This is a genomic window from Pseudomonas sp. IT-P4 (assembly GCF_949767755.1).
Lineage (GTDB): Bacteria > Pseudomonadota > Gammaproteobacteria > Pseudomonadales > Pseudomonadaceae > Aquipseudomonas > Aquipseudomonas monachiensis.
Genome location: NZ_CATKPX010000023.1, coordinates 581,508 through 606,021, shown reverse-complemented (window position 1 = coordinate 606,021; position 24,514 = coordinate 581,508). Strand labels below are relative to the sequence as shown.

Here is a 24,514-nt window from a genome sequence, read left to right as displayed (position 1 = left end):
GGCGTCAGCCCAGACACCACACATCTCAGTCCAACCACTAAAACCGCGCCGTCTGCGCTACCATGCCTGGCCGGACGCAGCAGCCTGCTGCGCGCAGGAGTCAGCATGGCCCACCCGTTTGAAACCCTCACCCCAGACCTCGTGCTCGATGCCGTTGAAAGCATCGGCTTTCTCAGCGACGCGCGCATCCTGGCCCTCAACAGCTACGAGAACCGCGTCTATCAGGTCGGTATCGAAGACGCCGAGCCGCTGATCGCCAAGTTCTACCGGCCGCAACGCTGGAGCAACGAAGCGATTCTGGAAGAGCACCAGTTCACCGCCGAACTCGCCGACTGCGAGGTGCCGGTCGTGGCGCCGTTGATCCACAACGGTGAAACCCTGCACGAACACAAAGGATTCCGCTTCACCCTGTTCCCCCGTCGTGGCGGCCGCGCACCGGAACCGGGCAACCTCGACCAGTTGTATCGCCTGGGCCAGTTGCTCGGACGCCTGCATGCGGTCGGCTCGACTCGGCCGTTCGAGCACCGTGAAGCGCTGGCGGTAAAGAACTTCGGCCATGACTCGCTGGCCACGTTGCTCGATGGCAACTTCATCCCCCGCAGCCTGCTACCGGCCTACGAATCGGTGGCCCGCGATCTGCTCAAGCGTGTGGAAGATGCCTACAGCAACACGTCGCACCAGAACATCCGCATGCACGGTGACTGCCACCCCGGCAACATGATGTGCCGTGACGAGATGTTCCATATCGTCGACCTCGACGACTGCCGCATGGGCCCGGCGGTGCAGGACATCTGGATGATGCTCGCCGGCGACCGTCAGGATTGCCTGAGCCAGTTGTCGGAACTGATGGACGGCTACAACGAGTTCCACGACTTCAACCCCCGTGAACTGGCCTTGATCGAACCGCTGCGCGCCTTGCGCCTGATGCACTACAGCGCCTGGCTCGCCCGCCGCTGGGAAGACCCGGCCTTCCCCCGCAGTTTCCCTTGGTTCGGTACCGAACGGTATTGGGGGGATCAGGTGTTGGCGTTGCGCGAGCAATTGGCGGCGCTCAACGAAGAGCCGTTGAAGCTGTTTTAATCGAAAATCAAAAGATCGTCCGAACGCGGCCCGAGCCTTCGGCAGCTCCTACAGGGCGAATATGTTTTCTCTGTAGGAGCTGCCGAAGGCTGCGATCTTTTTTCTGACACGACACATCTATACAACCACCTTACAATCCCTTCTTTGTTAGCTGCCTAAGCAAGGATTCTGCATGCAAGCCGCCAACCCGCGTCGCGGGTACATTCTAGGCCTGAGTGCCTACATCATCTGGGGACTTTTCCCCCTCTACTTCAAAGCCATCGCCAGTGTGCCCGCCGTGGAAATCATCATTCACCGGGTACTGTGGTCGGCGCTGTTCGGCGCCTTGTTGCTGATGGTCTGGAAGCATCCCGGCTGGTGGCGCGAACTGCGAGAAAACCCGCAGCGGCTGGCGATCCTGGCCCTGAGCGGTGCGCTGATCGCAGCCAACTGGCTGACCTACGTCTGGTCGGTGAACAACGGACGCATGCTGGAGGCCAGCCTCGGTTACTACATCAACCCCTTGGTGAACGTGTTGCTGGGCATGCTGATTCTTGGCGAACGGCTGCGGCGCATGCAATGGATTGCCGTCGGTCTGGCGGCTGTCGGTGTGGCGCAACAGGTCTGGCAAGTCGGCAGCCTGCCATGGGTGTCGCTGGTGCTGGCACTGACCTTCGGTTTCTATGGCCTGATTCGCAAGCAGGCGCCCGTCAAGGCGCTGCCGGGGCTGGTGGTGGAAACCTGGATGCTAGTGCCGATTGCACTTGGCTGGTTGCTGCTCAATCCGACGGCCAGCAGCGCCCAGGCCGAATTCTGGACCACGTCCCAGGCTTGGTGGCTGGTCGCCGCCGGCCCGATCACGCTGGTGCCGCTGGTCTGTTTCAACGCTGCTGCAAGGCATTTGCCCTACACGACACTGGGCTTTCTCCAGTATCTGGCCCCGACACTGGTGCTGCTGCAAGCAGTCCTGCTGTTTGGCGAACACCTGTCGTCCAGCACCTTGGTAGCGTTCATGTTTATCTGGGCCGGCCTGGCGGTTTACAGCATCGATGCGTGGATAAGTTTGCGCCGCCGCAGCTGATCAAAAAACGCACAAAAGCCTGCAGGCCACGTCTTCCGTGGCCTGCATCATTCCTTCCCAAGGTTATCCACAGCGTGATCCCCGCCGTTTGTGCGCAAGTATCTGAAACTGCTGGTTTTTTGATCAGAACCTGAAAACCCCCGGTCGGCGTGGCCTGGCGAGGTGTCTCTACAGGTTATCCACAGGCCGGTGCACGTTTAACTTGGATAACCTGATCAGGGTTCACTGCGCAGCACCAACTCGACCATCAGGTCGTCAGCCAGGGTTTCCAGGCGCGATTGCAGTACGTCCAGCGACAGCGTCAGCGGGACCGCGAGAATCGCTTCGGCATGGAACAGCGGCTCGCTGCTCATTGGTGCCGGACGCACTTCGGTGACCAGCCGTTCCAGATTCACCCCCTGCTCGCTCAGCAAGCGCGTGATGTCACGCACGATCCCCGGGCGATCATTGCCCACCAGTTCCATGGCAATCGGTTTCCAGGTGCAGGATTGTTCGATACCGCTTTCTGCGATCAATACGCGAATGCCATGAGCGGACAAGCTCTGCAAGGCATCGACCAGTTCGTCGTAGGCCTCGGCCGGCACCCCCACCCGAAGAATCCCGGCGAATTGTCCCGCCATACGCGACATGCGGCTTTCCAGCCAGTTGCCGCCGTGCTCGGCAATGCATTGGGCAATGCGCTCGACTTGCCCGGGTTTGTCCGGAGCAAAAACAGTGAGTACGAGGTGGTCCATGGCACAGCCCTCTTGTCATGACTTTTGTTATAGAGAACCAAGTATAGGCAAGGGTTGGATGGTGCCTGGGCAGATCCGAAATCAAAGGTGTATCGACTGGCCTCTTCACGGGCAAGCCCGCTCCCACAGGGTCATGCGCTGTCCTTGTGGGAGCGGGCTTGCTCGCGAATGAAGGCACCGACGATCTGACCGACCCAACAAATCGTGTACAACTTTTGATATTTAGCTGGAACAATCCAATGGTTTTTTGAGAACATCACGCTCCCCGACGTGACCGCAATGCGTCATGGGGTCGCAGAACGACGTAATTAGTCTAATTTTCACAACCGCAATTCATCATGTAGTATGCCGCAGCGAGCACTACATAACGTTGGATCGATGTCTGCCGCAGGCACGTTCGCAACCCTGAAAGCCCTGTCAGCAAGGCCCCAAGCCGTTGATTGGTCCCAACCCAGCCGCCTGTCATGGGCATGTACTGGTAGAGGGGTTTGTGGTTTAAATGGCCAAAGGCTTCATTGTTAAATTGAAGAGCTGAAAAGCGAAATAGCTGAGCAGAGTGAGGCAAGCAATGACTGAACACGTTCAAGTCGGTGGCCTGCAGGTCGCCAAAGTCCTGTTCGACTTCGTGAACAACGAAGCCATTCCCGGAACCGGCCTCACCGCCGATCAGTTCTGGGCCGGTGCCGACAAGGTCATTCATGACCTGGCGCCGAAGAACAAAGCCCTACTCGCCAAACGCGATGATTTCCAGGCTCGCATCGATGGCTGGCACCAATCCCGTGCCGGTCAAGCGCATGACGCCGTGGCCTATAAAGCCTTCCTGCAAGAGATCGGTTATCTGCTGCCAGAAGCGGCCGATTTCCAGGCAACGACGCAAAACGTCGACGAAGAAATCGCCCGCATGGCCGGCCCGCAACTCGTGGTGCCGGTGATGAATGCCCGTTTCGCCCTCAATGCCTCGAACGCCCGTTGGGGTTCGCTGTATGACGCGCTCTACGGCACCGACGCCATCAGCGAAGCTGACGGCGCGGAAAAAGGCAAAGGCTACAACAAAGTTCGCGGCGACAAGGTCATCGCCTTCGCCCGTGCCTTCCTCGACGAAGCGGCGCCATTGGCGGCCGGCTCCCACGTCGATTCCACCGGCTACAAGATCGTTGACGGCAAACTGGTGGTCGCCCTTAAAGGCGGCAGCAACACCGGCCTGCGCAACGACGCACAACTGATCGGTTTCCAGGGCAATGCCTCTGCACCGACCGCGATCCTGCTGAAAAACAACGGCCTGCATTTCGAAATCCAGGTCGACGCCAGCACCCCGGTCGGCCAGACCGACGCGGCCGGCGTCAAAGACATCCTGATGGAAGCCGCGCTGACCACCATCATGGACTGCGAAGACTCGGTTGCCGCCGTCGACGCCGATGACAAAGTGGTGATCTACCGCAACTGGCTCGGCCTGATGAAGGGCGATCTGTCGGAAAACGTCGCCAAGGGCGGTCAGACCTTTACCCGTACCATGAACGCCGACCGCACCTACACCGCTGTCGATGGCAGTGAACTGAGCCTGCACGGTCGTTCGTTGCTGTTCGTGCGCAACGTCGGTCACCTGATGACCATCGATGCGATCCTGGACAAAGACGGTAACGAAGTGCCGGAAGGCATTCTCGATGGCTTGGTGACTTGCCTGGCATCGATGCACAACCTGAACGGCAACACTTCGCGCAAAAACACCCGCACCGGCTCGATCTACATCGTCAAGCCGAAGATGCACGGCCCGGAAGAAGCGGCGTTCACCAACGAGCTGTTCGGTCGCATCGAAGACGTGCTGGGCCTGCCGCGCAACACCCTCAAAGTCGGGATCATGGACGAGGAGCGTCGTACCACGATCAACCTCAAGGCCTGCATCAAGGCGGCGAGCGAGCGTGTGGTGTTCATCAACACCGGTTTCCTCGACCGCACCGGCGACGAAATCCACACCTCCATGGAAGCCGGCCCGATGGTGCGCAAGGCGGACATGAAGGCGGAAAAATGGATCGGTGCCTACGAGAACTCCAACGTCGATATCGGTCTGAGCACCGGCCTGCAAGGTCGCGCACAGATCGGTAAAGGCATGTGGGCCATGCCTGACCTGATGGCGGCGATGCTCGAACAGAAAATCGCTCACCCGATGGCCGGTGCCAACACCGCCTGGGTACCATCGCCGACCGCTGCTGCGCTGCACGCGCTGCACTACCACAAAGTTGACGTGTTCGCCCGTCAGGCCGAACTGGCCAAGCGTGCCCACGCTTCGGTGGACGACATCCTGACCATCCCGCTGGCGGTGAACCCGCAGTGGACCGCCGAACAGATCAAGAACGAACTGGACAACAACTCCCAGGGCATTCTCGGTTACGTAGTGCGCTGGATCGACCAGGGCGTCGGCTGTTCGAAAGTGCCGGACATCAACGACGTCGGCCTGATGGAAGACCGTGCCACGCTGCGTATTTCCAGCCAGCACATCGCCAACTGGCTGCGCCATGGCATCGTCACCGAAGACCAGGTCATGGAAAGCCTCAAGCGCATGGCGCCGGTGGTTGACCGTCAGAACGCCGGCGACGCGCTGTACCGCCCGCTGGCCCCGAACTTCGACAGCAACATTGCCTTTCAGGCGGCGGTTGAACTGGTGGTCGAAGGCACGAAGCAGCCGAACGGCTACACCGAGCCGGTCCTGCACCGTCGTCGTCGCGAGTTCAAGGCGAAGAACGGGTTGTAACCAGCTGTCTTCACAGCAATCCCCCGGTTGAAAAACCGGGGGATTTTTGTTTCAACTTCCAGCAAATGCAGGGCTACCTCCTGTAACGCAACGCGTTTGCAGCGATGCAATGGCCTATTCTCGACGCATTCATGAACAAGGCAATTCCGAGGACCGTGATTACGAGAGCAAACAGCTTTTCGCCACCAATGGGTTCGTCGAGTACATGCCACGAGGTCAAGATGCCCGATATCGGAACAATCACTGACAATGGTGCAACCTGGCTCGCCGGATACTTCTCAATCATTCGGTTCCACACCCAATACCCGAATACCGTCGCCACATAGGCCTGAAACAGGACAGATGCCAACACCGGAGCGGTCATGTCCGTTAGCAACGACTGGAAAGGGGCTGCGCCTTTGACCCAGTAAGTCATCAGATATAGAGGAGGTGTTGCATACAGACTCGACCAAACGACAAAGGAAAATATATCAACAACTTTGCTTCTCTTGACCAACACATTGCAAAGACTCCAGAATAATGCGCCGAGCAATACCAGAAAAAGTCCAAAGCTTTCGGCATCGTCGTCCGTTACATGAATAATAAACATCAGTCCAACCAACGCCATGAGAATGCCAGCCACCTGTATTACCGTCATTTTCTCGCCAAACAGAAGTACTCCCCAGATGACTGTGAAAAAAGCACTGAATTGCAAGAGCAAAGATGTCACGCCGGCACTGACGCCAAGAAACATGCCATAGTTCATCAGCCAGCACATTCCGATACCAAACAACAAACCGTAGACGATAGTTACAAATGTGCTGATACCCTTGGGTTTGGGGAGGAAAAACACCAACGGTAATGCACAGAAAGCAAAACGCAATGCTGTCAATATGAAGGGATCGATACCGTCAAGACTGATACCAATTACCGTAAAATTGCTACCCCACATCACTGTAACACCGATAACAAGTACAAGATCGCGAAACTCCATTTTCTTTATCATATCGTCCTCATTGTGATACACAGCCACACAATCCAGGAAGAGTAATGACCTGACCTTTACCGGAGTTTTATCCACAGGAATTAGCCGAAGCCTGAATACACGACTGCCATCGGCATACTCAAGCCGCTAACATTTAAGAGTCAAACTGGCAACCTGGATAGTGCTACGACAGATTTTATTGAACCAAGCGCGACATCAAATAAATGCCTGCATTAGCCCTCAAGAACTGAACGATAACTGAAACACAGGAAGAAAAAACAAGCTATTTGTGAGTAGCTTTTTCGCGGGCAAGTTAGATAAATTCAATTACAAGTAAAAACCAACAAAACAACTCAAGCCTATAATTAATAATTACAGGCTTGAGTTACTTAATGCCCAGCTCGCGTTTTACCAGTGTCACCAGATGGCTGGCATCAATCGGCTTGAGCAAAAAATCCACCACGCTCATATGCATCGCGGCGATCGCATCCTTCACGTCGGCGTCACCCGAGACAATGATGATCGGCAATGCCGCCCTTACCGATTCGCGTACCTGACGAATCAGTTCCAGACCGTCAATGTGGCCCATTCGCAAGTCGGTGATCATTAAACCGATCGAGGTTTTTTTGATCTCAGCCTCGGTCACCAGCATCTTGAGTGCCGCTTCTCCGCTGGCCGCCGTTATGCAGTTGATGCCCTCCAACGCGAGGATCTCTGACAGCAGTTCCCGGGCGTCTTTATCGTCGTCGACGATCAGCACTCGTTGCAGCGGCAGGTCAGGCTCCAGCATGACGGCACTTAGCGCTTCGCGCTCGGCGTCGCTCAAAATATCGTGGTCGGACATGGCGTTCTCTACATGTTCAATTCAATTCCCTAGCACAGTTAAGAGACATCGCTAAGCTGACCACCAATGTGCACTCCGGCAGATAATTTTCCAATAGGGGAGCAGAGAGGTTTTTCGCACACTTGCGTAGGCTTCTTCCGACATTTCAGGGCGCTAACCGCCTACCTAGACTTACGTCCAATGGGCACCCCGACCGTAGGGGTCGACCATGTCCATGTCACCCGACCACAACAATTCAAAAAAGACTGCGGTAATGGTTATGAGTAAAGCGGACGCCTTCACACAGGCAGGGAAAACCGCGGTGTTGCAGAACATCCAGGGCACGTTGCAATTCCTTCAGCGCTTCCCGCCCTTCAACCAGATGGAACACGCTCACCTGGCGTATCTGGTCGAGCAATGTCAACTGCGTTTTTATGCCCCGGGCGAGAGCATCATCAAACCCGCCGACGGGCCGGTCGAGCACTTCTATATCGTCAAGCAAGGCCGGGTCGTGGGCGAGCGTCCGCATACGGCAAAAGGTGGCACCGAAACGGTCTTCGAGATCACCACCGGCGAGTGTTTCCCCCTCGCGGCGTTGCTGGGTGAACGGGCGACCCGCACCGAGCACCTGGCTGGCGAAGACACCTTCTGCCTGCAACTGAACAAGCCGGCGTTCATCCGCCTGTTTTCGCTATCGGACACTTTCCGCAACTTCGCCCTGCGCTGCGTCAGCAGTCTGCTGGATCAGGTCAACCAACAAGTGCAGCAAAAAGCCGTGGAAACCCTCGGCACCCAGTATTCGCTCAATACCCGTCTGGGCGAGTTGGCTATGCGCCACCCGGTGACATGCACCCCGCAGACACCATTGCGCGAAGCCGTGACGTTGATGCACGAACAACAGGTCGGCAGCATCGTGGTGGTCGACGAACACAAGGCGCCACTGGGGATTTTCACCCTGCGCGACCTGCGTCAGACCGTAGCCAACGGCAGCAGTGATTTCAACGAAGCCATCGAAGGGCACATGACCCGGGCGCCGTTCTTCCTGTCGCCGGATCACAGTGCATTCGACGCGGCGATTGCCATGACCGAGCGTCACATCGCCCATGTCTGCCTGGTCAAGGACCAGCGCTTGTGCGGCGTGGTTTCCGAGCGCGACCTGTTTTCCCTGCAACGGGTCGACCTGGTGCACCTGGCGCGCACTATCCGCAATGCCCAGAAAGTGGAAAACCTGGTGGCGCTGCGGGGCGAAATCGGTCAACTGGTCGAGCGCATGCTGGCCCACGGCGCGTCTTCGACGCAGATCACCCACATCATCACCTTGCTCAACGACCACACCGTGTGCCGGGTGATCGAACTGACCCTCGCCGAAAAAGGCGACCCCGGTGTGCCGTTCAGCTGGCTGTGTTTCGGCAGCGAAGGCCGTCGCGAGCAGACCCTGCACACCGATCAGGACAACGGCATTCTGTTCGAAGCCAGCGACGCGGCACAAGCCGCCGAGATTCGCGGCAAGCTGTTGCCCATTGCCCAGCAGATCAACCAGAGCCTGGCGCTGTGCGGCTTCACCTTGTGCAAGGGCAATATCATGGCCAGTAACCCCGAACTGTGCCTGTCCCGCGCCGAATGGGCACGGCGCTTTGCGGCGTTTATCCGCGAGGCAACCCCGGAAAACCTGCTGGGTTCGAGCATTTATTTCGATTTGCGCGTGGTCTGGGGCAGCGAGCAAGGCTGTGAGCAGTTGCGTCGGGGCATTCTCGAACAGGTCGGCGACAACCGTTTGTTCCAGCGCATGATGGCCGAGAATGCGCTGCGCAATCGACCGCCCGTAGGACGTTTCCGCGACTTCGTGCTGGCGCGCAAAAATGGCGAGAAGGCCACCCTGGACCTGAAGACCCAGGGCCTGGCACCCTTTGTCGACGGCGCCCGGTTGCTGGCCCTGGTCCACGGTATCGAAGCGAACAACACGCTGGAGCGCTTTCGCCAGTTGGTCGACAAGGAGATCATCGATCCCCTGGACGGCGCCGCGTACGAAGAGGCCTATCACTTCATCCAGCAAACCCGCATGCAGCAACACCAACTACAGACCCGGGAGAATTTTCCTTACTCGAATCGGGTCGATCCCGACAGCCTCAATCATCTGGACCGACGCATCCTGCGTGAGTCCCTGCGCCAGGCACAACGCCTGCAAAGCAGCCTGGCCTTGCGGTATCAGTTATGAGCCTGTTTTCGTGGCTGCGCCCGCCGAGCCTCACCCTGCCCGCCGACCTGCAACATCGGCTGGAGCAATTACCTACGGCGGCCGACCTGACTGAGTCCAGCCTGCGCGAACAGCGCTGGGTGGTGCTCGATCTGGAAACCACCGGCTTGAACCTGAACAAGGACCACGTGGTGTCCATCGGCGCGGTGGTGATCGAGGACGGGGCCATCGACTTTCGCCAAATGTTCGAACGCACCCTGCAATATCCGCAAGTGAAACTCGGCCCCAGCGTGCTGATACATGGCATTGGCCCCAGCGCCATTGCGGCGGGCAGCGAACCGGCAGAAGCACTGCTCGACCTGATGGAGTACATCGGGGACAGTCCGGTACTGGCCTTCCACGCGCCGTTTGACCAGCACATGCTCGGCCGTGCATTGAAAGATCACCTGGGTTTCAAATTGCAGCATCCGTTTCTGGATGTGGCGGATATTGCGCCGCTGCTATGTCCCCAGGCGCACATTCGCGAGGCCGGGCTGGACGACTGGATCGACTGGTTCAAGCTCGAAGTCTTCGAGCGCCACCACGCCAGCGCCGACGCCCTGGCCACCGCCGAACTGATGATGATCCTGTTCAGCCGTGCGCGACAGCAGCAGATTCACAGCCCGTTGAACCTGCAACAGCGCTTGAATCAGTGGAAACGCCGGCAGCAGGCGCCGTCCTTCTAATAGCAATTTGTCACTGTAGGAGCTGCCGAAGGCTGCGATCTTTTGATTTTGATTCTTCAAGATCAAAAGATCGCAGCCTTCGGCAGCTCCTACGGGGTTTTGCGCCAGCACTAACCGCCCGACCAACGCCAATTGCTTACCTCCCTCGCCTCTGCCACAATCGCGAACAGTTCTCGTTAGTTAATACTTCCCAATCGGTGATGCGGCGTGTCGTCAGTCCCAAGCCCCCAAAGTGAGCTCGTCGGTGCGTTATATCGCGACCATCGCGGTTGGCTATTGGCCTGGCTTCGACGCAACGTCGCCTGCCCGCAGCGGGCCGAAGACCTGAGCCAGGACACTTTCGTGCGTTTGCTGGGCCGTGAAGAGCTGAAGGTACCGCGCGAGCCCCGGGCGTTCCTGGTGGCGATCGCCAAGGGCCTGCTGTTCGATTATTTCCGCCGTGCCGCGCTGGAACAGGCCTACCTCACCGAGCTGATGCTGATTCCCGAAGCCGAACAACCGTCGGTGGAAGAACAGCAAATGATCCTCGAAGACCTGAAAAACATCGACCGCCTGCTCGGCAAGCTTTCCAGCAAGGCCCGGGCGGCGTTCCTCTACAACCGTCTCGACGGCCTCGGCCATGCAGAAATCGCCGAGCGCCTCGGTGTATCGGTGCCGCGGGTGCGCCAGTACCTGGCTCAAGGCATTCGCCAGTGCTACATCGCGCTGTATGGTGAGCCGACATGAATCCGCTCGGTTCCAAACCGGTATCGGCCAACGTGCTGGACGCGGCGATTGCCTGGCAGTTGTCCATGGACTGCGCCAACCCGATAGAACGTGAAGAGTTCGCCAAGTGGCACGCGGCCCACGAAGAGCACGCCCGCGCCTGGCGCCAGTTGGGTATGCTCGACCAGCGTTTCAGCGTGGCCAGCGGCCCGGCCCGCACGGCCTTGCTGCAATCGCGCGAAGGCATCCGCCGGCGAGTGCGCAAGCTTGGCAACGGTTTCGCCAGTATCGTTGCCATGATCGGCCTGGCCCTGTTCGCCGGGGATCGTTACCTGCCGATCGACTATTGGCTGGCCGACCAGCGCACCGCCGTTGGCGAGCAGCGCACCCTGCGTCTGGCTGACGGCACGCTGATCAATCTCAACACCCACAGCGCACTGGATGTGCGTTTCGATGAAAAACAGCGGCGCGTTGTGCTTCAGGAAGGCGAAATCCTGGTCGAAACCGGCCATGGCGATCCCCGGCCGTTCATCGTCGAAACCCGTGAAGGCAGCATGCGTGCGCTGGGAACGCGGTTTCTGGTCAAGCGTGAGGAGGACGGAACGCGCCTGAGCGTATTGCAGTCGGCGGTGGCGGTTCACCCTGAATCCACCCCGGACGAACAGATTCTGCACGAAGGCCAGCAGGTGCTGATCCGCAACAACGGCCTGGGCCCGATTCTGGCCGTCAACCTCGGCGCGGATGCCTGGGCCCGCGGCATGCTGGTGGTGGACAACACGCGGCTGGAAGATTTGGTGCATGAAATCGGCCGCTATCGAAACGGTTACGTCGGGGTCGCCCCTGAAGTGGCCGACCTGCGCATCACCGGCAGCTTCCCGCTACGCGACACCGACCTGGCACTCAACGCCCTGTTGCCGACCCTGCCGGTGCAGATCGAACAGCACACGCAATGGTGGGTGAAGGTCGTGGCCAAGGCTGATACCAAGCCCTGAACCGCCACACAGCCCCCTGTGGCGAGGGAGCTTGCTCCCGCTGGGTCGCGAAGCGGCCCCCTGTACTTTCCAGTTAAAACGCACTTGCTGACTTTACGACTGCTTCGCAGCCGAACAGGAGCAAGCTCCCTCGCCACAGAAGCGCATCCCGAAAGTACTTTGGCCGCAACTGGATAGCTGAATCGAAATTATTTTCATCCAGCCCTATCACTTTTTTATTTTCGTTCGGCACACAGGCAATTGAGAAATGTTTCCATTCAGGAGCCGCTGTATGCCTCGTTCGCTAGACTCCCTGTTGCGCCGCAGTTTGCTGGCGGTCGCCATTGCCCTTTGTACCCCGTTGGCCAGCAGCCAACTGGTCGCCGCTGAACAGACGTCCAGCGTCCGCGCCTACAACCTGCCGGCCGCGCCACTGGTCAACACCCTGAACCAGATTGCCAGCCAGGCCGGTCTGGCCCTGTCATTGAATCCATCCCTGGCGGCGGGCAAGACCTCGGCGCCGGTCAAAGGCCAGTTCGACGCCCCCGACGCCCTGCGCGAAGCCCTGCGTGGCACCGGCCTGCAACTGGAGCAGAGCAGTGCGGGCACCTATACCCTGGTGGCCGTGCCAGAAGGGGTGATGGACCTGCCGGCCACCAGCGTGATCGGCGTGCAAGACACTGAAAGCGCCTGGGGCCCGGTACAGGGCTACCTGGCCAAGCGCACCGCCGCCGGCACCAAGACCGACACCGCGCTGGTCGAGGCGCCGCGTTCGATTTCGGTCGTCACTCGAGAGCAGATGGACGACCGCAACGCGCACACCCTCGACGATGCCGTGCGCTACTTGCCGGGCATCACCTCCAGCAGCTTCGGCAGCGACACCCGCGCCGACTGGTTGCGCGTGCGGGGGTTCGAGCCGACTCAATTCCTCGACGGCCTGCCACTGCCAAAAGGTGTGTACTCCAACCCGAAACAGGAAACCTGGAACCTCGACCGACTGGCGCTGCTGCGCGGTCCGGCTTCCTCGGTGTACGGACAGACCCCGCCGGGCGGCCTGCTGGACATGGTCAGCCGTCGCCCAAGCGCTGAAGCCAGCAGCGAGATCCAGCTGCAATACGGCAGCGACAATCATCGCCAGATCAACTTCGCCAGCACTGGCAAAATCGATGAAGAAGGCCAGTTCCTGTACAGCCTCAGCGGCGTGCTGCGCGACGGCGGCACGCCCATCGACCACATCGATGACAAGCGCTACAACATCGCGCCCAGCCTGACCTGGAACATCGACGAAGACACCAGGTTCACCCTGCTCACGCAGTTCACCCGTGACGATACCGGTATCACCAGTCAGTTCTATCCGATCCAGGGCACCAAGATCGACATGCCGTTCGGCGATATCTCCCACCACAAGAACCTGGGTGACCCGGACTACGACTACTACGACCGCACCTACTACGCGCTGGGTTATGCCTTCGAACACCGCCTGAACGATGTCTGGCAGTTCCGGCAGAACCTGCGCTACACCAAGTCGGAGCTGTCGTTCCAGGCCGTGACCGTCAATAGCTACAACCCCGACTTTGCCGATCTCGGGTTTTTCGTTGACGATCAAGGCAACACCGGCCGCGGCACCACTAATGTCGACGAAGACATCGCACAGTTCGCCGTGGACAACAACCTCCAGGGCGACTTCGTCACCGGCGACGTCAGTCACACCTTGCTGATCGGCCTGGATCACCAGCGCAACACCACCAACTACCTCTCGATCTTCGGCACCGCGCCGGGCATCAACGTCAACGACCCGATCTATGGTTTGCCGATAACCCGTCCGCCACGCTCCACGGCGTTCTACGACTACGAACAAAAGACCCAGCAGACCGGCCTGTACATCCAGGACCAGATGGCCCTCGGCCAATGGCGCCTGACCCTCGGCGGTCGTGAAGACTGGGTCCACACCGGAACCACGTTCTTCAACAAGGGCGATGCCACCAACACCGAGCGCGACAAGAACTTCAGCGGCAACGCGGCGATCAGCTACGTGTTCGACTCGGGCTTCGTACCCTACCTGTCCTACGCCGAATCGTTCCAGCCGACCAGCAATGCCGTCGCCTCGCCGACCGAGTCGTTCAAGCCGACCGAGGGCAAGCAATGGGAACTGGGGATCAAGTACCAGCCACCGGGCAGCAACACCCTGCTGACGGCGGCTGTGTATGACCTGACCCAGAAAAACGTTTCCGTCACCAACAACGTGGGCAACGTGACAGTCACCAGCCAGACCGGCGAAGTGAAAGTCAAAGGCCTGGAGCTGGAAGCCGTTTCCGACGTGACCGAAAACCTCAAGGTCACCGCTGCCTACACCCTGGCCAAATCCGAAGTGCAAGAGGGCATCTACAAGGGCAATCGCCTGCAACTGATGCCTAACCAGCAAGCGTCGGTGTGGGGCGACTACACCTGGCACAACGGCGTGCTGGACGGCTTCGGCATCGGTGCCGGTGCGCGCTATACCGGCAATACCTATGGAGACCAGGCCAACACCTGGCTGGGCAAGGCCGACGCCTACACGGTGTTCGACGCAGTGGTTCACTACGACCTCGGTCGCCTGGACAACAGCCTCAAAGGCGCTTCGCTGGCCGTTAACGCGACCAACCTGTTCGACAAGGACTACATCTCGACTTGCGACAGCTACTACTGCTACTACGGCGACCAGCGCAGTGTCGTCGCAAGTGCAACCTACAAGTGGTAACGCTTTGAGCTGACACGCCCAATGACCAGGCCGTCCTTCGTGGGCGGCTTTGGTTTTTCTGAAGGCTTTGAAATGAAAAGTAAAACGATTCGCCGCTGGTCCGCTGTTCATACCTGGACCAGCCTGATTTGTACGGTGTTCCTGTTACTGCTGGCACTGACCGGCCTGCCGTTGATCTTTCACCACGAGATCGACCACTTGCTGGGCGATGCGCCTGAAGTGAAGGAAATGCCGGCGGACACCCCGCACCTGAATTTGCAGCAGCTGGTGGAGACCGCCGAGAAGCATCGCCCCGGTGAAGTCATGCAGTATTTCGGCTTCGAGGACGATGAGCCCAACGCGGTGCTGACCATCATGGCCGCGACGGCGGGCACCGAGCCGAATTCGTCCCACACCTTCATGCTCGACGCCCGTACCGGCGAAGCGCTGGAGACGCCATCGGCCAACGGCGGTTTCATGATGGTCATGCTGCGCCTGCACGTGGACATGTTCGCCGGGCTGCCTGGCAAGCTGTTGCTGGCGTTCATGGGGATTCTGTTCGTGATAGCGATTGTCTCCGGTACGGTGCTGTACCTGCCGTTCATGCGCCGCTTGAAATTCGCCACCGTGCGCCAGGACAAATCCACCCGCCTGCGCTGGCTTGACCTGCATAACCTGATCGGCGTCGTGACCCTGACCTGGGCGCTGGTGGTCGGCGTGACGGGCGTCGTCAGTGCCTGCGCGGACCTGCTGATTGCCGCATGGCGCAACGACACGCTGACCGCGATGATCGCGCCCTATCGGGATGCACCACCGCTGACACAACTGGCGCCCGCCAACCGATTGCTCGATATCGCCAGGGAAGCCGCACCGGGCATGCAACCGGACTTCATCGCCTTCCCCGGCACGCGCTTTTCCAGTGAGCATCATTACGCAGTGTTCATGAAGGGCAGCACGCACCTGACCTCGCACCTGCTGACGCCGGTACTGATCGATGCCAGCACCCTGCAAGTCACCGCGGTGGTCGAACGCCCGTGGTACATGGACGTCATGGGCATGTCACAACCGCTGCACTTCGGTGACTACGGCGGCATGCCGATGCAGATACTCTGGGCGACCCTCGATGTGCTGACCATCATCGTGCTCGGCAGCGGGGTCTACCTGTGGGTGGTTCGGCGCAAGGTCGCCAGGCCGGTGCTGGAAAAAGCGGAGAGCGTGGCATGAAACCCCGGCAGTCGAACTTCTGGAAAGTGTTTGCCATTCCGACCGTCATCGCGGTGCTCAGCGCGGCGGGGTTGTTTGCCGCGTTGCTCGGGGATGGTGTTTGGGATTCGTTGAGTTGGGTGGGGCTAGGTGTCCCCGCCGCTCTTGCCCTGCGCGGCCTCCTGCAACGCCGCTGATCCCCTTTTGTGGGAGCGGGCTTGCTCGCGAAGGCGGAGTGTCAGCCAGCCTCTATATTGCTGACCCACCGCTTTCGCGAGCAAGCCCGCTCCCACAGGGGAAATCCTGCCCAGTCATACGACGACACCCCTCGTCCATCCGTCGCCTCCCCCTGCAAATCCTCTGACATATCTGTTGACAGTTTTACCCTTGCACTCCTATAAAGACGCATGTTGTACGACAACCTACAACAGATGCAGCACCAAAAATAAATCCAAAAAAATGATGGTGAAGTGATGAAAGTCAAAGGCATCCGCTGGTGGATGGTCGGTCTGGTGACGGCCGGCCTGATGGTCAACTACCTGGCTCGCAATACCCTATCAGTGGCCGCTCCGACCCTGATGAGCGAAATGAACATCTCCACCGAGCAGTACTCGCACATCGTCGTCGCATGGCAGGTGTGCTATGCGCTGATGCAACCGGTGGCGGGCTACATCATCGATGCCATCGGCACCAAAATGGGCTTCGCGATTTTCGCCTTCGCCTGGTCGATTGCCTGCGCCCTGGCGGCCCTGGCGACCGGCTGGCAGGGCCTGGCCTTTGTCCGCGGCCTGCTTGGCCTGACCGAAGCGGCGGGGTTGCCGGCGGCGGTCAAGACTTCCACTGAATGGTTCCCGGCCAAAGAACGCTCGGTGGCCATTGGCTGGTTCAACATTGGCTCGTCGATTGGTGCCGTGCTGGCGCCGCCGCTGGTGGTCTGGGCGATCCTGCACAGCGGCTGGGAACTGGCGTTCCTGATCGTGGGCGGCCTGGGCGTGGCCTGGACCTTCCTGTGGATGGTTCTCTACAAGCACCCACGGGACCAGAAGCGCCTGAGCGACGAAGAGCGCGACTACATCCTCAGCGGTCAGGAAGCACACTTCAAAGACCCGGCGACGAAAAAAGGCAGCTGGAAAAAGATCATCGGCAACCGCAACTTCTACGCCATCGCCAGCGCGCGCATGCTCTCCGAGCCAGCCTGGCAGACCTTCAACGCATGGATTCCGCTGTACCTGATGACCGAGCGGCACATGAACATCAAAGAGATCGCAATGTTCGCCTGGCTGCCGTTCCTCGCCGCCGACCTCGGCTGCGTGCTCGGCGGTTACCTGAGCCCGTTCTTCCACAAGTACTGCAACGTGTCGTTGTTCACCTCGCGCAAAATGGTCCTGCTGTTCGGCGCCTCGTGCATGATCGGCCCTGCGTGCATTGGCCTGGTGGCCAGCCCGTACACAGCCATCGCGTTGTTGTGCATCGGCGGCTTCGCGCACCAGACCCTGTCCGGTGCGCTGTATGCGATCACCTCCGACTCCTTCGGCAAAAACGAAGTGGCCACCGCCACCGGCATGGGCGGCATGTTTGGCTACCTGGGCGCAGCTGCGTTCACCCTGGTGTTTGGCGTGATGGTGACCAGGATCGGCTACAGCCCGCTGTTCGTGGTACTGGCGATTTTCGACATCGTTGCCGCGTTCATCGTCTGGACCGTTGCCCGTGAGATCAAGCCGAAGATAGTTTCGGGGCCTGCCGCTGATCAAACGCTGCAACCCGCGAGCTAAAACACAAAACCTGTAGGAGCGAGCCTGCTCGCTCCTACAAAGGTGTTTGCCATCTTGAGCTATCCCCCCAACACGCTATGCTGCCCGACACTGCCACCGATCGAGACACAGCCATGTCCGCCCCGAGCATGACCCTGTACCACAACCCGCTCTCTCCCTTCGTTCGCAAAGTCATGGTGCTGCTCCACGAAACCGGCCAGCAGAACCGCGTGGCGTTGCAATCCAGCGTACTCACACCGGTCAACCCGGACCTGACCCTGATCGAAGACAACCCCCTGAGCAAAATCCCGGCCCTGCGCCTGGCCGACGGCAACATCATCCACGACAGCCGGGTCATCCTCGACTACCTCGACCACCAGCACGTCGGCAACCCGCTGATCCCCCGTGAAGGTTCAGCCCGTTGGCGTCGTCTTACCCTCGCCTCACTGGCCGACGGGGTCATGGACGCGGCCGTGCTGGTGCGCTACGAAACCGCCCTGCGCGCCCCGGAAAAACACTGGGACGAATGGCTCGACGGCCAGCGCGACAAAATCCGTCGCGCCCTGGCATTGCTGGAAAAGGACGCGATTGCCGAGCTGACCTGCCACTTCGACGTGGCCGCGATCAGCGTGGCCTGTGCACTGGGTTACCTGGACCTGCGCCATCCGGATCTGGACTGGCGCACAGTGAATCCTCAACTTGCAGCGTGGTATTTCGAGGTGAGCCAGCGGCCTTCGATGATTGCGACGATACCGAAGGTTTAGATCTTCGCTGACTGCGTCGCCCCCTTCGCGAGCAGGCTCGCTCCCACCTTTGACTGCGGTCCCATGTGGGAGCGAGCCTGCTCGCGAAAATACCAACGCGGTTCATCCGGCAACCACTGCAAAATCCGCGTCGCCAGCTCCTCGCTCCAGCGCTGGTCCTCGCGCAGCCCCACCGACCGGCTCATTGCACCGCTCCAATATCGAAGTCCAATGGTTTTGGCGTTTTTTGCCCAACCCCATACCAGTCCAGCTTGCGGGTCAGCACCATGAACACACCCAACAAACCAAACAGCAGCAACGAGCCCATCAATAGCGCGTAGTCCTCTGCACTCAATAACCCGTAGAGCAGTCCATACAACGCCGCCAATCCCGCGGAAAAGCTCAGCCCGTGTCGCACGCTGCGCAACACGTGGCAAACGTAGAACCCGATCAACAACACACAACCGCTGGCTGACAACAGGTACGCCAGGGCAAAGCCGATGTGCTCGGACAACGACAGCAACAACAGGTAGAAGAATGCCAGCGCCACACCTACCAGTGCATATTGCACCGGGTGTACCGCAAGGCTTTTCAGCACTTCGAACAGGAAGAACCCGGCGAAAGTCAGGACGATGAACAACAACGCATATTTGATCGCCCGATCGCTTTTCAGGTACTGGTCCACCGGGTCGATGAAGCTCACGCCGAAGCTGCGGCCGCTAAAGGCTGTGCAGTCACCGCCGGTGACGCAACTGTTCAAGGCCTCCTGCAAATTGGTAGAGAAGAATGACGCCTGCCAGTTGGCGGAGAATCCCTGATCGGTGACTTTACGCTGGGCTGGCAGATAGTTACCGATGAAGCTTGGGTGAGGCCAGTCGGCGCTCAGCGAGACTGTGCTGGTTTTACCCACCGGTAAAACCTGTAACACACCCGTGCCTTGCAGGCGCAGGTCAAAACCGAAATCCAGCTCCGTGGCCTTCTCTGTGTTGAGCGTCGGTAGCGCCACATGCACGCCCTCCCCCAGCCATCCGACCTGACTTCCGGGAATGAAGTCCAGACTCTGGCCGTCGAGTTCGAGTTTCAAGGCATTTTCGATACCACGGATGTCGCTGATGCCAACGGCGAGAAACGGCTGGTCGAACCGGTAATCGGCAAAGTCTTCCTTGATACCGAGCTGCGCCGGCAGCGAAAAATGCCCACTGATGCGATTGTCGGCATGAAACAGCCGCGCCTGGTAAATCCCCCGGGAGCGCAACTCAGTCTGCACCTGGCCGTCGAGCTCGAAGCGTTCCGGCAGGAAATACAGTCGACCGCGCTCTTCGCCGATCTCCTGATAACGCTCGTTGGTTTTTTCACGGGTCTTCCAGGTACGCACCACCTTGCGATACGGCACCACCATCAGCGGCCCGCTCAATTGCTGGCTGTAACTGGAACTGCGGGCAATGTCTTCGAGCACACCGTCACGCAGTTGCTGGCGGTCCTGAATCACGCCGTTGATCATCAGCAGTGGAACCAGCAACAACAGAATCAGCAGGGCAATTGCCCCGAGTTTTAGGGTCAGGCTACGGTTCATGGGACTCTCCCTGTTTTGGATGGGGAAAGTCTGGGTTGGCTGTGTGAGGAATGAATGGAGGGAGTGTGGAGACTTTGTGGAGACTGGACCCGGCCCTATGGCAGGTGCACTGTCACTTGCACACCGCCATCGACATTGCCGATGCTCAGGGTGCCGCCATGCAGCTTGACCACCTCCTCGACAAAATTGAGCCCGAGCCCGGTACTTTTGCGCCCACTGTCGGGACGCGGCAACGAGTAGAAACGCTCGCTCAAACGCGGCAGCGCGTAGTCGGGAATAGGCTCTGCCTGATTGAAAAGCTTGAACTCGACCTGCTCGCCTGCCCGTTCGGCGGTAAATCGCAGCACGCCTTCAACAGGGGTGAAATCCAGCGCGTTGTCCAGCAGATTGCCCAACGCCTGACGCAGCAGAAATGGCTCGCCGATTAGCACCAGGTCCGATGGAATCGTTTGCTCTACGCGCAACTGTTTACCTTCGATCTGCGCAGATTGCGCGTTCAGCAGGCCATCCACCAATGCCGCCAATGGCACCGCCACCCGCTCCTCCAACCCTTGGCGCTGCTCAACCTGTGCCAGGTTCAAAAGCCGCTCGATCAACTGCTGCATGCGCGCACTTTCGCTGTCGATGTTGCCGACGAACCGTTGCCGCTGTCCCGGAGGCATCTCGCCCTGCAACAGCTCCGCCGCACCACGAATCGCCGCCAGCGGACTCTTCAGCTCATGGGTCAATGTGTGCACGTAACGCTCAACGTAGGCCTTGCCTTCAAGCTGCGTGCGCATCTGCTCCACCGCCGTGGCCAACTGCTCGAGTTCACCGCCGCGATAATGCGGCACTTCAACCCGCCGGCCTTTACTGACGCCTTGGGCGTAGGCCGTCAATCTTCGCAGGGCACGGCTCAGCCACCAGGACAACAATGCGCCGAACAGCAGACCGAGGCCGATCAGCCCGGCTCCATACGCCAGCAACCGGCGTTCGGTGCGATCCACATAAGGCTGCAACGAGCTGTTGGGCTTGGCCACGGTGACCACGCCGATGATCTGGCCGTTGTCGCGAATCGGCGCGCCGACGTGCATCACCGAAGACCCCGGATCGTTCGGGTCATTGCGCGTGGAGCGAGCGCCGTATTCGCCGCGCAGGGTCAGGTAGACGTCATTCCAGCGCGAGTAATCCTGCCCCACCGCCACCCCGCTGGAGTCCAGCACGACGATACCTTTGGCATCTGTGACGTAGATGCGGTGATTGACCTGATTCTTTGGCAAACCCCAGATTTTCGCTCCGGGCTGTCGCTCACCATAGGCCTTGAGCAGTTCCGGCCAGCGGTTCTGGTTGAGGCTGCCGGCCTTGAAATCGTCGCGCAGGATCTCGGCCATCAGGTTGGCGGTATCGACCAGGGTTTCTTCGGTGGACTGGCGAACGCCGGGGCGGATCTCTTGCATGACCGTGTTGAGCACAAAGTAGCCAGTCAAGCCGATGAACAGTGCATAGACCAGGAAAATCCGGATTCCCAACGGCATCAGCTTTGTCCCGGGTTGTAGCTATAGCCGAGGCCGCGGTGGGTCTGGATCGGCTCGGCGTCAGCCTTCACCAGTCGCAACTTGGCGCGCACGCTCTTGATGTGGCTGTCGATGCTGCGCTCGTAACCGGCGTCGGCGGCCACGCCCAGGGCATCGAGCAACTGTTCGCGACTGAAGACGCGCCCGGGCTGCTCCAGCAGGCATTGCAACAAACGGAATTCATGGCGAGTCAGGGTCAGCAATTGACCGCGATAACTGATTTGCACACGTTCGCTATCGATACGAAACAGCGGCGTCGACGGTTCGCTCACTATGCGGGGCGCCATGCGCTTGAGAATCGCCCGGACCCGCGCCGCTACTTCCCGAGGGCTGAACGGTTTGACCACGTAATCGTCGGCGCCGATTTCCAGGCCCACGACGCGATCGATCTCGCCATCCCGGGCACTGAGAAACATCACTGGCACTTCGCTGAAACGCCGCAGTTGCTTGCAGGTTTCGAAGCCGCTGATGTCCGGCAGGCCGATATCGAGAATGATCAGATCCGCCGGAGTCTGGCGCTGGTGCTCCAGCGCCGCCGCGCCGAGGCTAAGCCATGTAGTGGTGAAGCCCTCGCCTTGCAGGGCGAAAACCAGGGTGTCGGCAATGGCCGCTTCGTCTTCGACAATCAGGATATGAGGCATGGCGTCCGAGCCCGGCAGTGTTGTGGGCGAACGGTGCCCCAAGCCTCACACCCCGTCAATCAGCAATCGGGCTTGTCCGCGGTAAAACGCCGCGCCGGATTCACCGCAGCCCCAAATTCACGCAGCGCCTTGGCACCAATCAGTAGTGGATAGTTAAAGCTGCTGCGATCCGTCAAATTGACCTCGACCGTGCGCTTGACGTTACCCAGGCACAGTTCCAGATCGACCACCGGACGCTTGGTGGGTGCGATCACTTCGCTGTCATCCTCGTCCTCTTCGGAACGGGTCTTGATCTTGCTTACCCGTGCGACCTTGTGTTCATAGACCTGATTGCCCGCCTCCTTGGTGGCTAGGCGGAAACGCACCCAGTCTTCGCCGTCACGCTTGAAGGTTTCGATGTCCTTGGCCGACAGCGACGCGGTCAGGGCGCCGGTGTCCATTTTCGCCTTGAGGACCTTTCCGCCGATTTCCGGCAGCGCGATGTATTCGTAACGACCATAGAGGGTCGGCTCGGCGGCCATGACCGGCAGGGCGATGAGGGAGAGCACTGCAAGGAGGGATTTCACGTAATGGGTTTCCATGAGAGTGAACAGTCGGATTTTAGACCGTCGTGCGCTTGAACGTTCCCACAAGCCTACCGACCCAAAAGTGAAACATTCGTCAGCACCGATTTGGCCTGTCGCCCGAAGCTGCTTATCATGGCGCGCCCAACCGCTTCCACGAGTGACTTATGCGCCGCCTGCTCACCGGCTGTTTCGTGACCCTGCTGCTTGTGCTCAACACCTTGGTCCTGATCGGGCCGTTGATGGTGTTTGCCCTGCTCAAGCTGGTCCTGCCCGGCCGTTTTCGCGATTACGCCTCCTGGTCGGTGATGTGGATCGCCGAGACCTGGTCGGAGATCGACAAGCTGATCTTCCGCCTGTGTATCCCCACCCAATGGGACATCCGCGGCGGTGACGATCTGCGTCGCGACACTTCATATCTGGTGATCAGCAACCATCAATCCTGGGTCGACATCCCGGCGCTGATCCAGACGCTGAACCGGCGCACGCCGTTCTTCAAATTCTTCCTCAAGAAAGAACTGATCTGGGTACCCTTCCTGGGCCTGGCGTGGTGGGCGCTGGATTACCCGTTCATGAAGCGCTACAGCAAGGCGTTCCTGGCCAAGCACCCGGAACTGGCCGGCAAGGATCTGGAAATCACCAGACAGGCTTGCGAACTGTTCATGCGCCAACCGGTAACAGTGGTCAACTATCTGGAAGGCACCCGCTTCACGGCGGCCAAAAGTGCCCAGCAGCAGTCACCGTTCAATCACCTGCTCAAGCCCAAGGCTGGCGGGGTGGCCTTTGTGCTGGCGGCGATGGGTGAACAGCTGGACGCGATTCTCGATGTGACGGTGGTTTACCCGCAGCAGAAGATTCCGGGGTTCTGGGACTTGATCAGCGGCAATGTGCCGAGGGTCATCATCGATATCCAGACCCGCGAACTCGACCCGGCGCTGTGGCAGGGCGATTACGAAAACGATCCTGTATTTCGCGAGAAGGTCCAGAACTGGGTCAACCAGCTCTGGATCGAGAAGGACCGACGCATCGACGCCTTGCGCGCCGGATGCCGCTGAATCAGCTACCGGCGCCAGCGCCCCAGATGCTGCCCAGACTGCTCAGCAGCGTACCGCCGACGCCCTGCTGACCGAAGTATTGCAGGAGCACCGGGGCAAACTGGCCAATCATGCCGCTGTCCATGCCCAAGGCGCTGAAGGCATTGTTCAGGTCGTTGGTGTCCTTGACGTTGCCCAGGGCGTTATCCAGCCCTGCCGCTTTGCCGCTGGAGCCAAGCAGACCGGCCAGTGCGCCCAACTCACCGCCGCCCGAGAGCATGTCGATGCCCGGCACGCTTTTGGCCAGTTGCGAGTAGTCGGTCGAACTCAACTGGTTCTTCGCCAGCCCCAGCATCGCCCCGGCACCGCCAATGGCTTGCTCTGGGGTGATGTCCAGTTCACTGAGAGTGCTCAACAGATCGGCTGTCTGCGGCGTCGGTGCGGCGGTCGCAGCTGCGTCACCGCCCTTCATGCCGGCAATGGCATTGGCCGCATCGCCCAGGCTGAACTGTGCAAAGGCCGGGCTGGCGGACAGGGTCAGGAGTGATGCCAATGCAAAACCGCGTGAAATCTTCATTCAGACATCCTCTTGTTTCATGAAAAACGCCCGGCTTACGGGCGCAAAGCTGCCGATTTGACCGGGCAAACGCCGGCATGTTCCTCAGGCTTCCACCCATTTCCCATCCGCTCGTCACAAAGCAGCCCTGAAGCCTGCAGCACTATCAGTTCTGCTAG

22 protein-coding genes are annotated in these 24,514 nt (G+C 59.5%); 13 read left to right on the top strand and 9 right to left on the bottom strand.

Annotation, left to right across the window (positions count from 1 at the left end; translation table 11 throughout):
• Positions 1 to 105 precede the first annotated feature (105 nt).
• Entirely contained in the window at positions 106 to 1,080 is a 975-nt protein-coding gene (locus ACM6IT_RS09325) for a serine/threonine protein kinase (RefSeq protein ID WP_414913408.1), read from the top strand.
• Positions 1,081 to 1,252: 172 nt separating this feature from the next.
• Complete coding sequence (gene rarD, locus ACM6IT_RS09320; RefSeq protein WP_056726603.1) at positions 1,253 to 2,140, top strand: EamA family transporter RarD; 888 nt, start codon at positions 1,253 to 1,255, stop codon at positions 2,138 to 2,140.
• A gap of 215 nt (positions 2,141 to 2,355) precedes the next feature.
• Here rarD and ACM6IT_RS09315 read toward each other — a convergent pair whose 3' ends face one another.
• Positions 2,356 to 2,874: a glycine cleavage system protein R gene (locus tag ACM6IT_RS09315; RefSeq protein ID WP_056726602.1), complete on the bottom strand. Its 519-nt coding sequence runs from the start codon at positions 2,872 to 2,874 to the stop codon at positions 2,356 to 2,358.
• 568 nt (positions 2,875 to 3,442) lie between these two features.
• On the opposite strand from ACM6IT_RS09315, the gene ACM6IT_RS09310 reads away from it, so the two are divergent.
• A complete protein-coding gene (locus tag ACM6IT_RS09310) occupies positions 3,443 to 5,620 on the top strand; it encodes a malate synthase G (protein ID WP_414913409.1) in 2,178 nt (725 codons plus the stop codon).
• A 73-nt stretch (positions 5,621 to 5,693) separates the two neighbouring features.
• On the opposite strand, the gene ACM6IT_RS09305 is transcribed toward ACM6IT_RS09310, so the two are convergent.
• Positions 5,694 to 6,605: an EamA family transporter gene (locus tag ACM6IT_RS09305; protein ID WP_414917846.1), complete on the bottom strand. Its 912-nt coding sequence runs from the start codon at positions 6,603 to 6,605 to the stop codon at positions 5,694 to 5,696.
• Positions 6,606 to 6,969: 364 nt separating this feature from the next.
• A complete protein-coding gene (locus ACM6IT_RS09300) occupies positions 6,970 to 7,428 on the bottom strand; it encodes a response regulator (protein WP_056726599.1) in 459 nt (152 codons plus the stop codon).
• Between the two features lie 253 nt (positions 7,429 to 7,681).
• Between ACM6IT_RS09300 and ACM6IT_RS09295 the strand changes: the two genes are divergently transcribed.
• From ACM6IT_RS09295 to ACM6IT_RS09255, 9 genes are all read left to right on the top strand, one after another.
• A complete protein-coding gene (locus tag ACM6IT_RS09295) occupies positions 7,682 to 9,622 on the top strand; it encodes a putative nucleotidyltransferase substrate binding domain-containing protein (RefSeq protein ID WP_414917845.1) in 1,941 nt (646 codons plus the stop codon).
• Complete coding sequence (locus ACM6IT_RS09290) at positions 9,619 to 10,326, top strand: PolC-type DNA polymerase III (protein WP_414913412.1); 708 nt, start codon at positions 9,619 to 9,621, stop codon at positions 10,324 to 10,326. The genes ACM6IT_RS09295 and ACM6IT_RS09290 overlap by 4 nt, the downstream gene beginning before the upstream one ends.
• A gap of 207 nt (positions 10,327 to 10,533) precedes the next feature.
• Entirely contained in the window at positions 10,534 to 11,052 is a 519-nt protein-coding gene (locus tag ACM6IT_RS09285) for an RNA polymerase sigma factor (protein WP_008048225.1), read from the top strand.
• Positions 11,049 to 12,023: a FecR family protein gene (locus ACM6IT_RS09280; protein WP_414917844.1), complete on the top strand. Its 975-nt coding sequence runs from the start codon at positions 11,049 to 11,051 to the stop codon at positions 12,021 to 12,023. Before ACM6IT_RS09285 ends, ACM6IT_RS09280 begins: the two co-directional genes overlap by 4 nt.
• A 271-nt stretch (positions 12,024 to 12,294) precedes the next feature.
• The gene (locus ACM6IT_RS09275; RefSeq protein WP_414917843.1) at positions 12,295 to 14,739 is read left to right on the top strand and encodes a TonB-dependent siderophore receptor; all 2,445 of its coding nucleotides are present in this window, start codon (positions 12,295 to 12,297) and stop codon (positions 14,737 to 14,739) included.
• A 72-nt stretch (positions 14,740 to 14,811) separates the two neighbouring features.
• Positions 14,812 to 15,942 carry a PepSY-associated TM helix domain-containing protein gene (locus ACM6IT_RS09270; RefSeq protein ID WP_056726682.1) on the top strand — a complete coding sequence of 377 codons (1,131 nt, stop codon included), beginning with the start codon at positions 14,812 to 14,814 and terminating at the stop codon, positions 15,940 to 15,942.
• On the top strand, positions 15,939 to 16,118 hold the full coding sequence (locus ACM6IT_RS09265) for a hypothetical protein (protein WP_414913415.1): 180 nt from the start codon (positions 15,939 to 15,941) through the stop codon (positions 16,116 to 16,118). Before ACM6IT_RS09270 ends, ACM6IT_RS09265 begins: the two co-directional genes overlap by 4 nt.
• 276 nt (positions 16,119 to 16,394) lie before the next feature.
• Entirely contained in the window at positions 16,395 to 17,693 is a 1,299-nt protein-coding gene (locus tag ACM6IT_RS09260; RefSeq protein ID WP_223541354.1) for an MFS transporter, read from the top strand.
• 113 nt (positions 17,694 to 17,806) lie between these two features.
• Positions 17,807 to 18,436, top strand: a complete 630-nt coding sequence (locus ACM6IT_RS09255) for a glutathione S-transferase family protein (RefSeq protein ID WP_056726591.1) — start codon at positions 17,807 to 17,809, stop codon at positions 18,434 to 18,436.
• Here ACM6IT_RS09255 and ACM6IT_RS09250 read toward each other — a convergent pair.
• From ACM6IT_RS09250 to ACM6IT_RS09230, 5 genes are all read right to left on the bottom strand, one after another.
• Entirely contained in the window at positions 18,433 to 18,621 is a 189-nt protein-coding gene (locus ACM6IT_RS09250) for a hypothetical protein (RefSeq protein ID WP_414917842.1), read from the bottom strand. The genes ACM6IT_RS09255 and ACM6IT_RS09250 overlap by 4 nt on opposite strands.
• Positions 18,618 to 19,988, bottom strand: coding sequence for a cell envelope integrity protein CreD (gene creD, locus ACM6IT_RS09245; protein WP_414913418.1), 1,371 nt, complete (start codon positions 19,986 to 19,988; stop codon positions 18,618 to 18,620). Before creD ends, ACM6IT_RS09250 begins: the two co-directional genes overlap by 4 nt.
• A gap of 95 nt (positions 19,989 to 20,083) precedes the next feature.
• Entirely contained in the window at positions 20,084 to 21,502 is a 1,419-nt protein-coding gene (creC, locus tag ACM6IT_RS09240) for a two-component system sensor histidine kinase CreC (protein ID WP_409078134.1), read from the bottom strand.
• Entirely contained in the window at positions 21,502 to 22,182 is a 681-nt protein-coding gene (gene creB, locus ACM6IT_RS09235; RefSeq protein WP_414913419.1) for a two-component system response regulator CreB, read from the bottom strand. Before creB ends, creC begins: the two co-directional genes overlap by 1 nt.
• 59 nt (positions 22,183 to 22,241) lie before the next feature.
• Positions 22,242 to 22,748 (bottom strand): ATP-dependent zinc protease, encoded by a 507-nt coding sequence (locus ACM6IT_RS09230; RefSeq protein ID WP_414917841.1) that lies wholly within the window; start codon positions 22,746 to 22,748, stop codon positions 22,242 to 22,244.
• A 164-nt stretch (positions 22,749 to 22,912) separates the two neighbouring features.
• On the opposite strand from ACM6IT_RS09230, the gene ACM6IT_RS09225 reads away from it, so the two are divergent.
• A complete protein-coding gene (locus ACM6IT_RS09225; protein ID WP_414917840.1) occupies positions 22,913 to 23,800 on the top strand; it encodes an acyltransferase in 888 nt (295 codons plus the stop codon).
• Between the two features lies 1 nt (position 23,801).
• Here ACM6IT_RS09225 and ACM6IT_RS09220 read toward each other — a convergent pair whose 3' ends face one another.
• A complete protein-coding gene (locus ACM6IT_RS09220; protein WP_056726585.1) occupies positions 23,802 to 24,356 on the bottom strand; it encodes a DUF2780 domain-containing protein in 555 nt (184 codons plus the stop codon).
• Between the last annotated feature and the right edge of the window lie 158 nt (positions 24,357 to 24,514).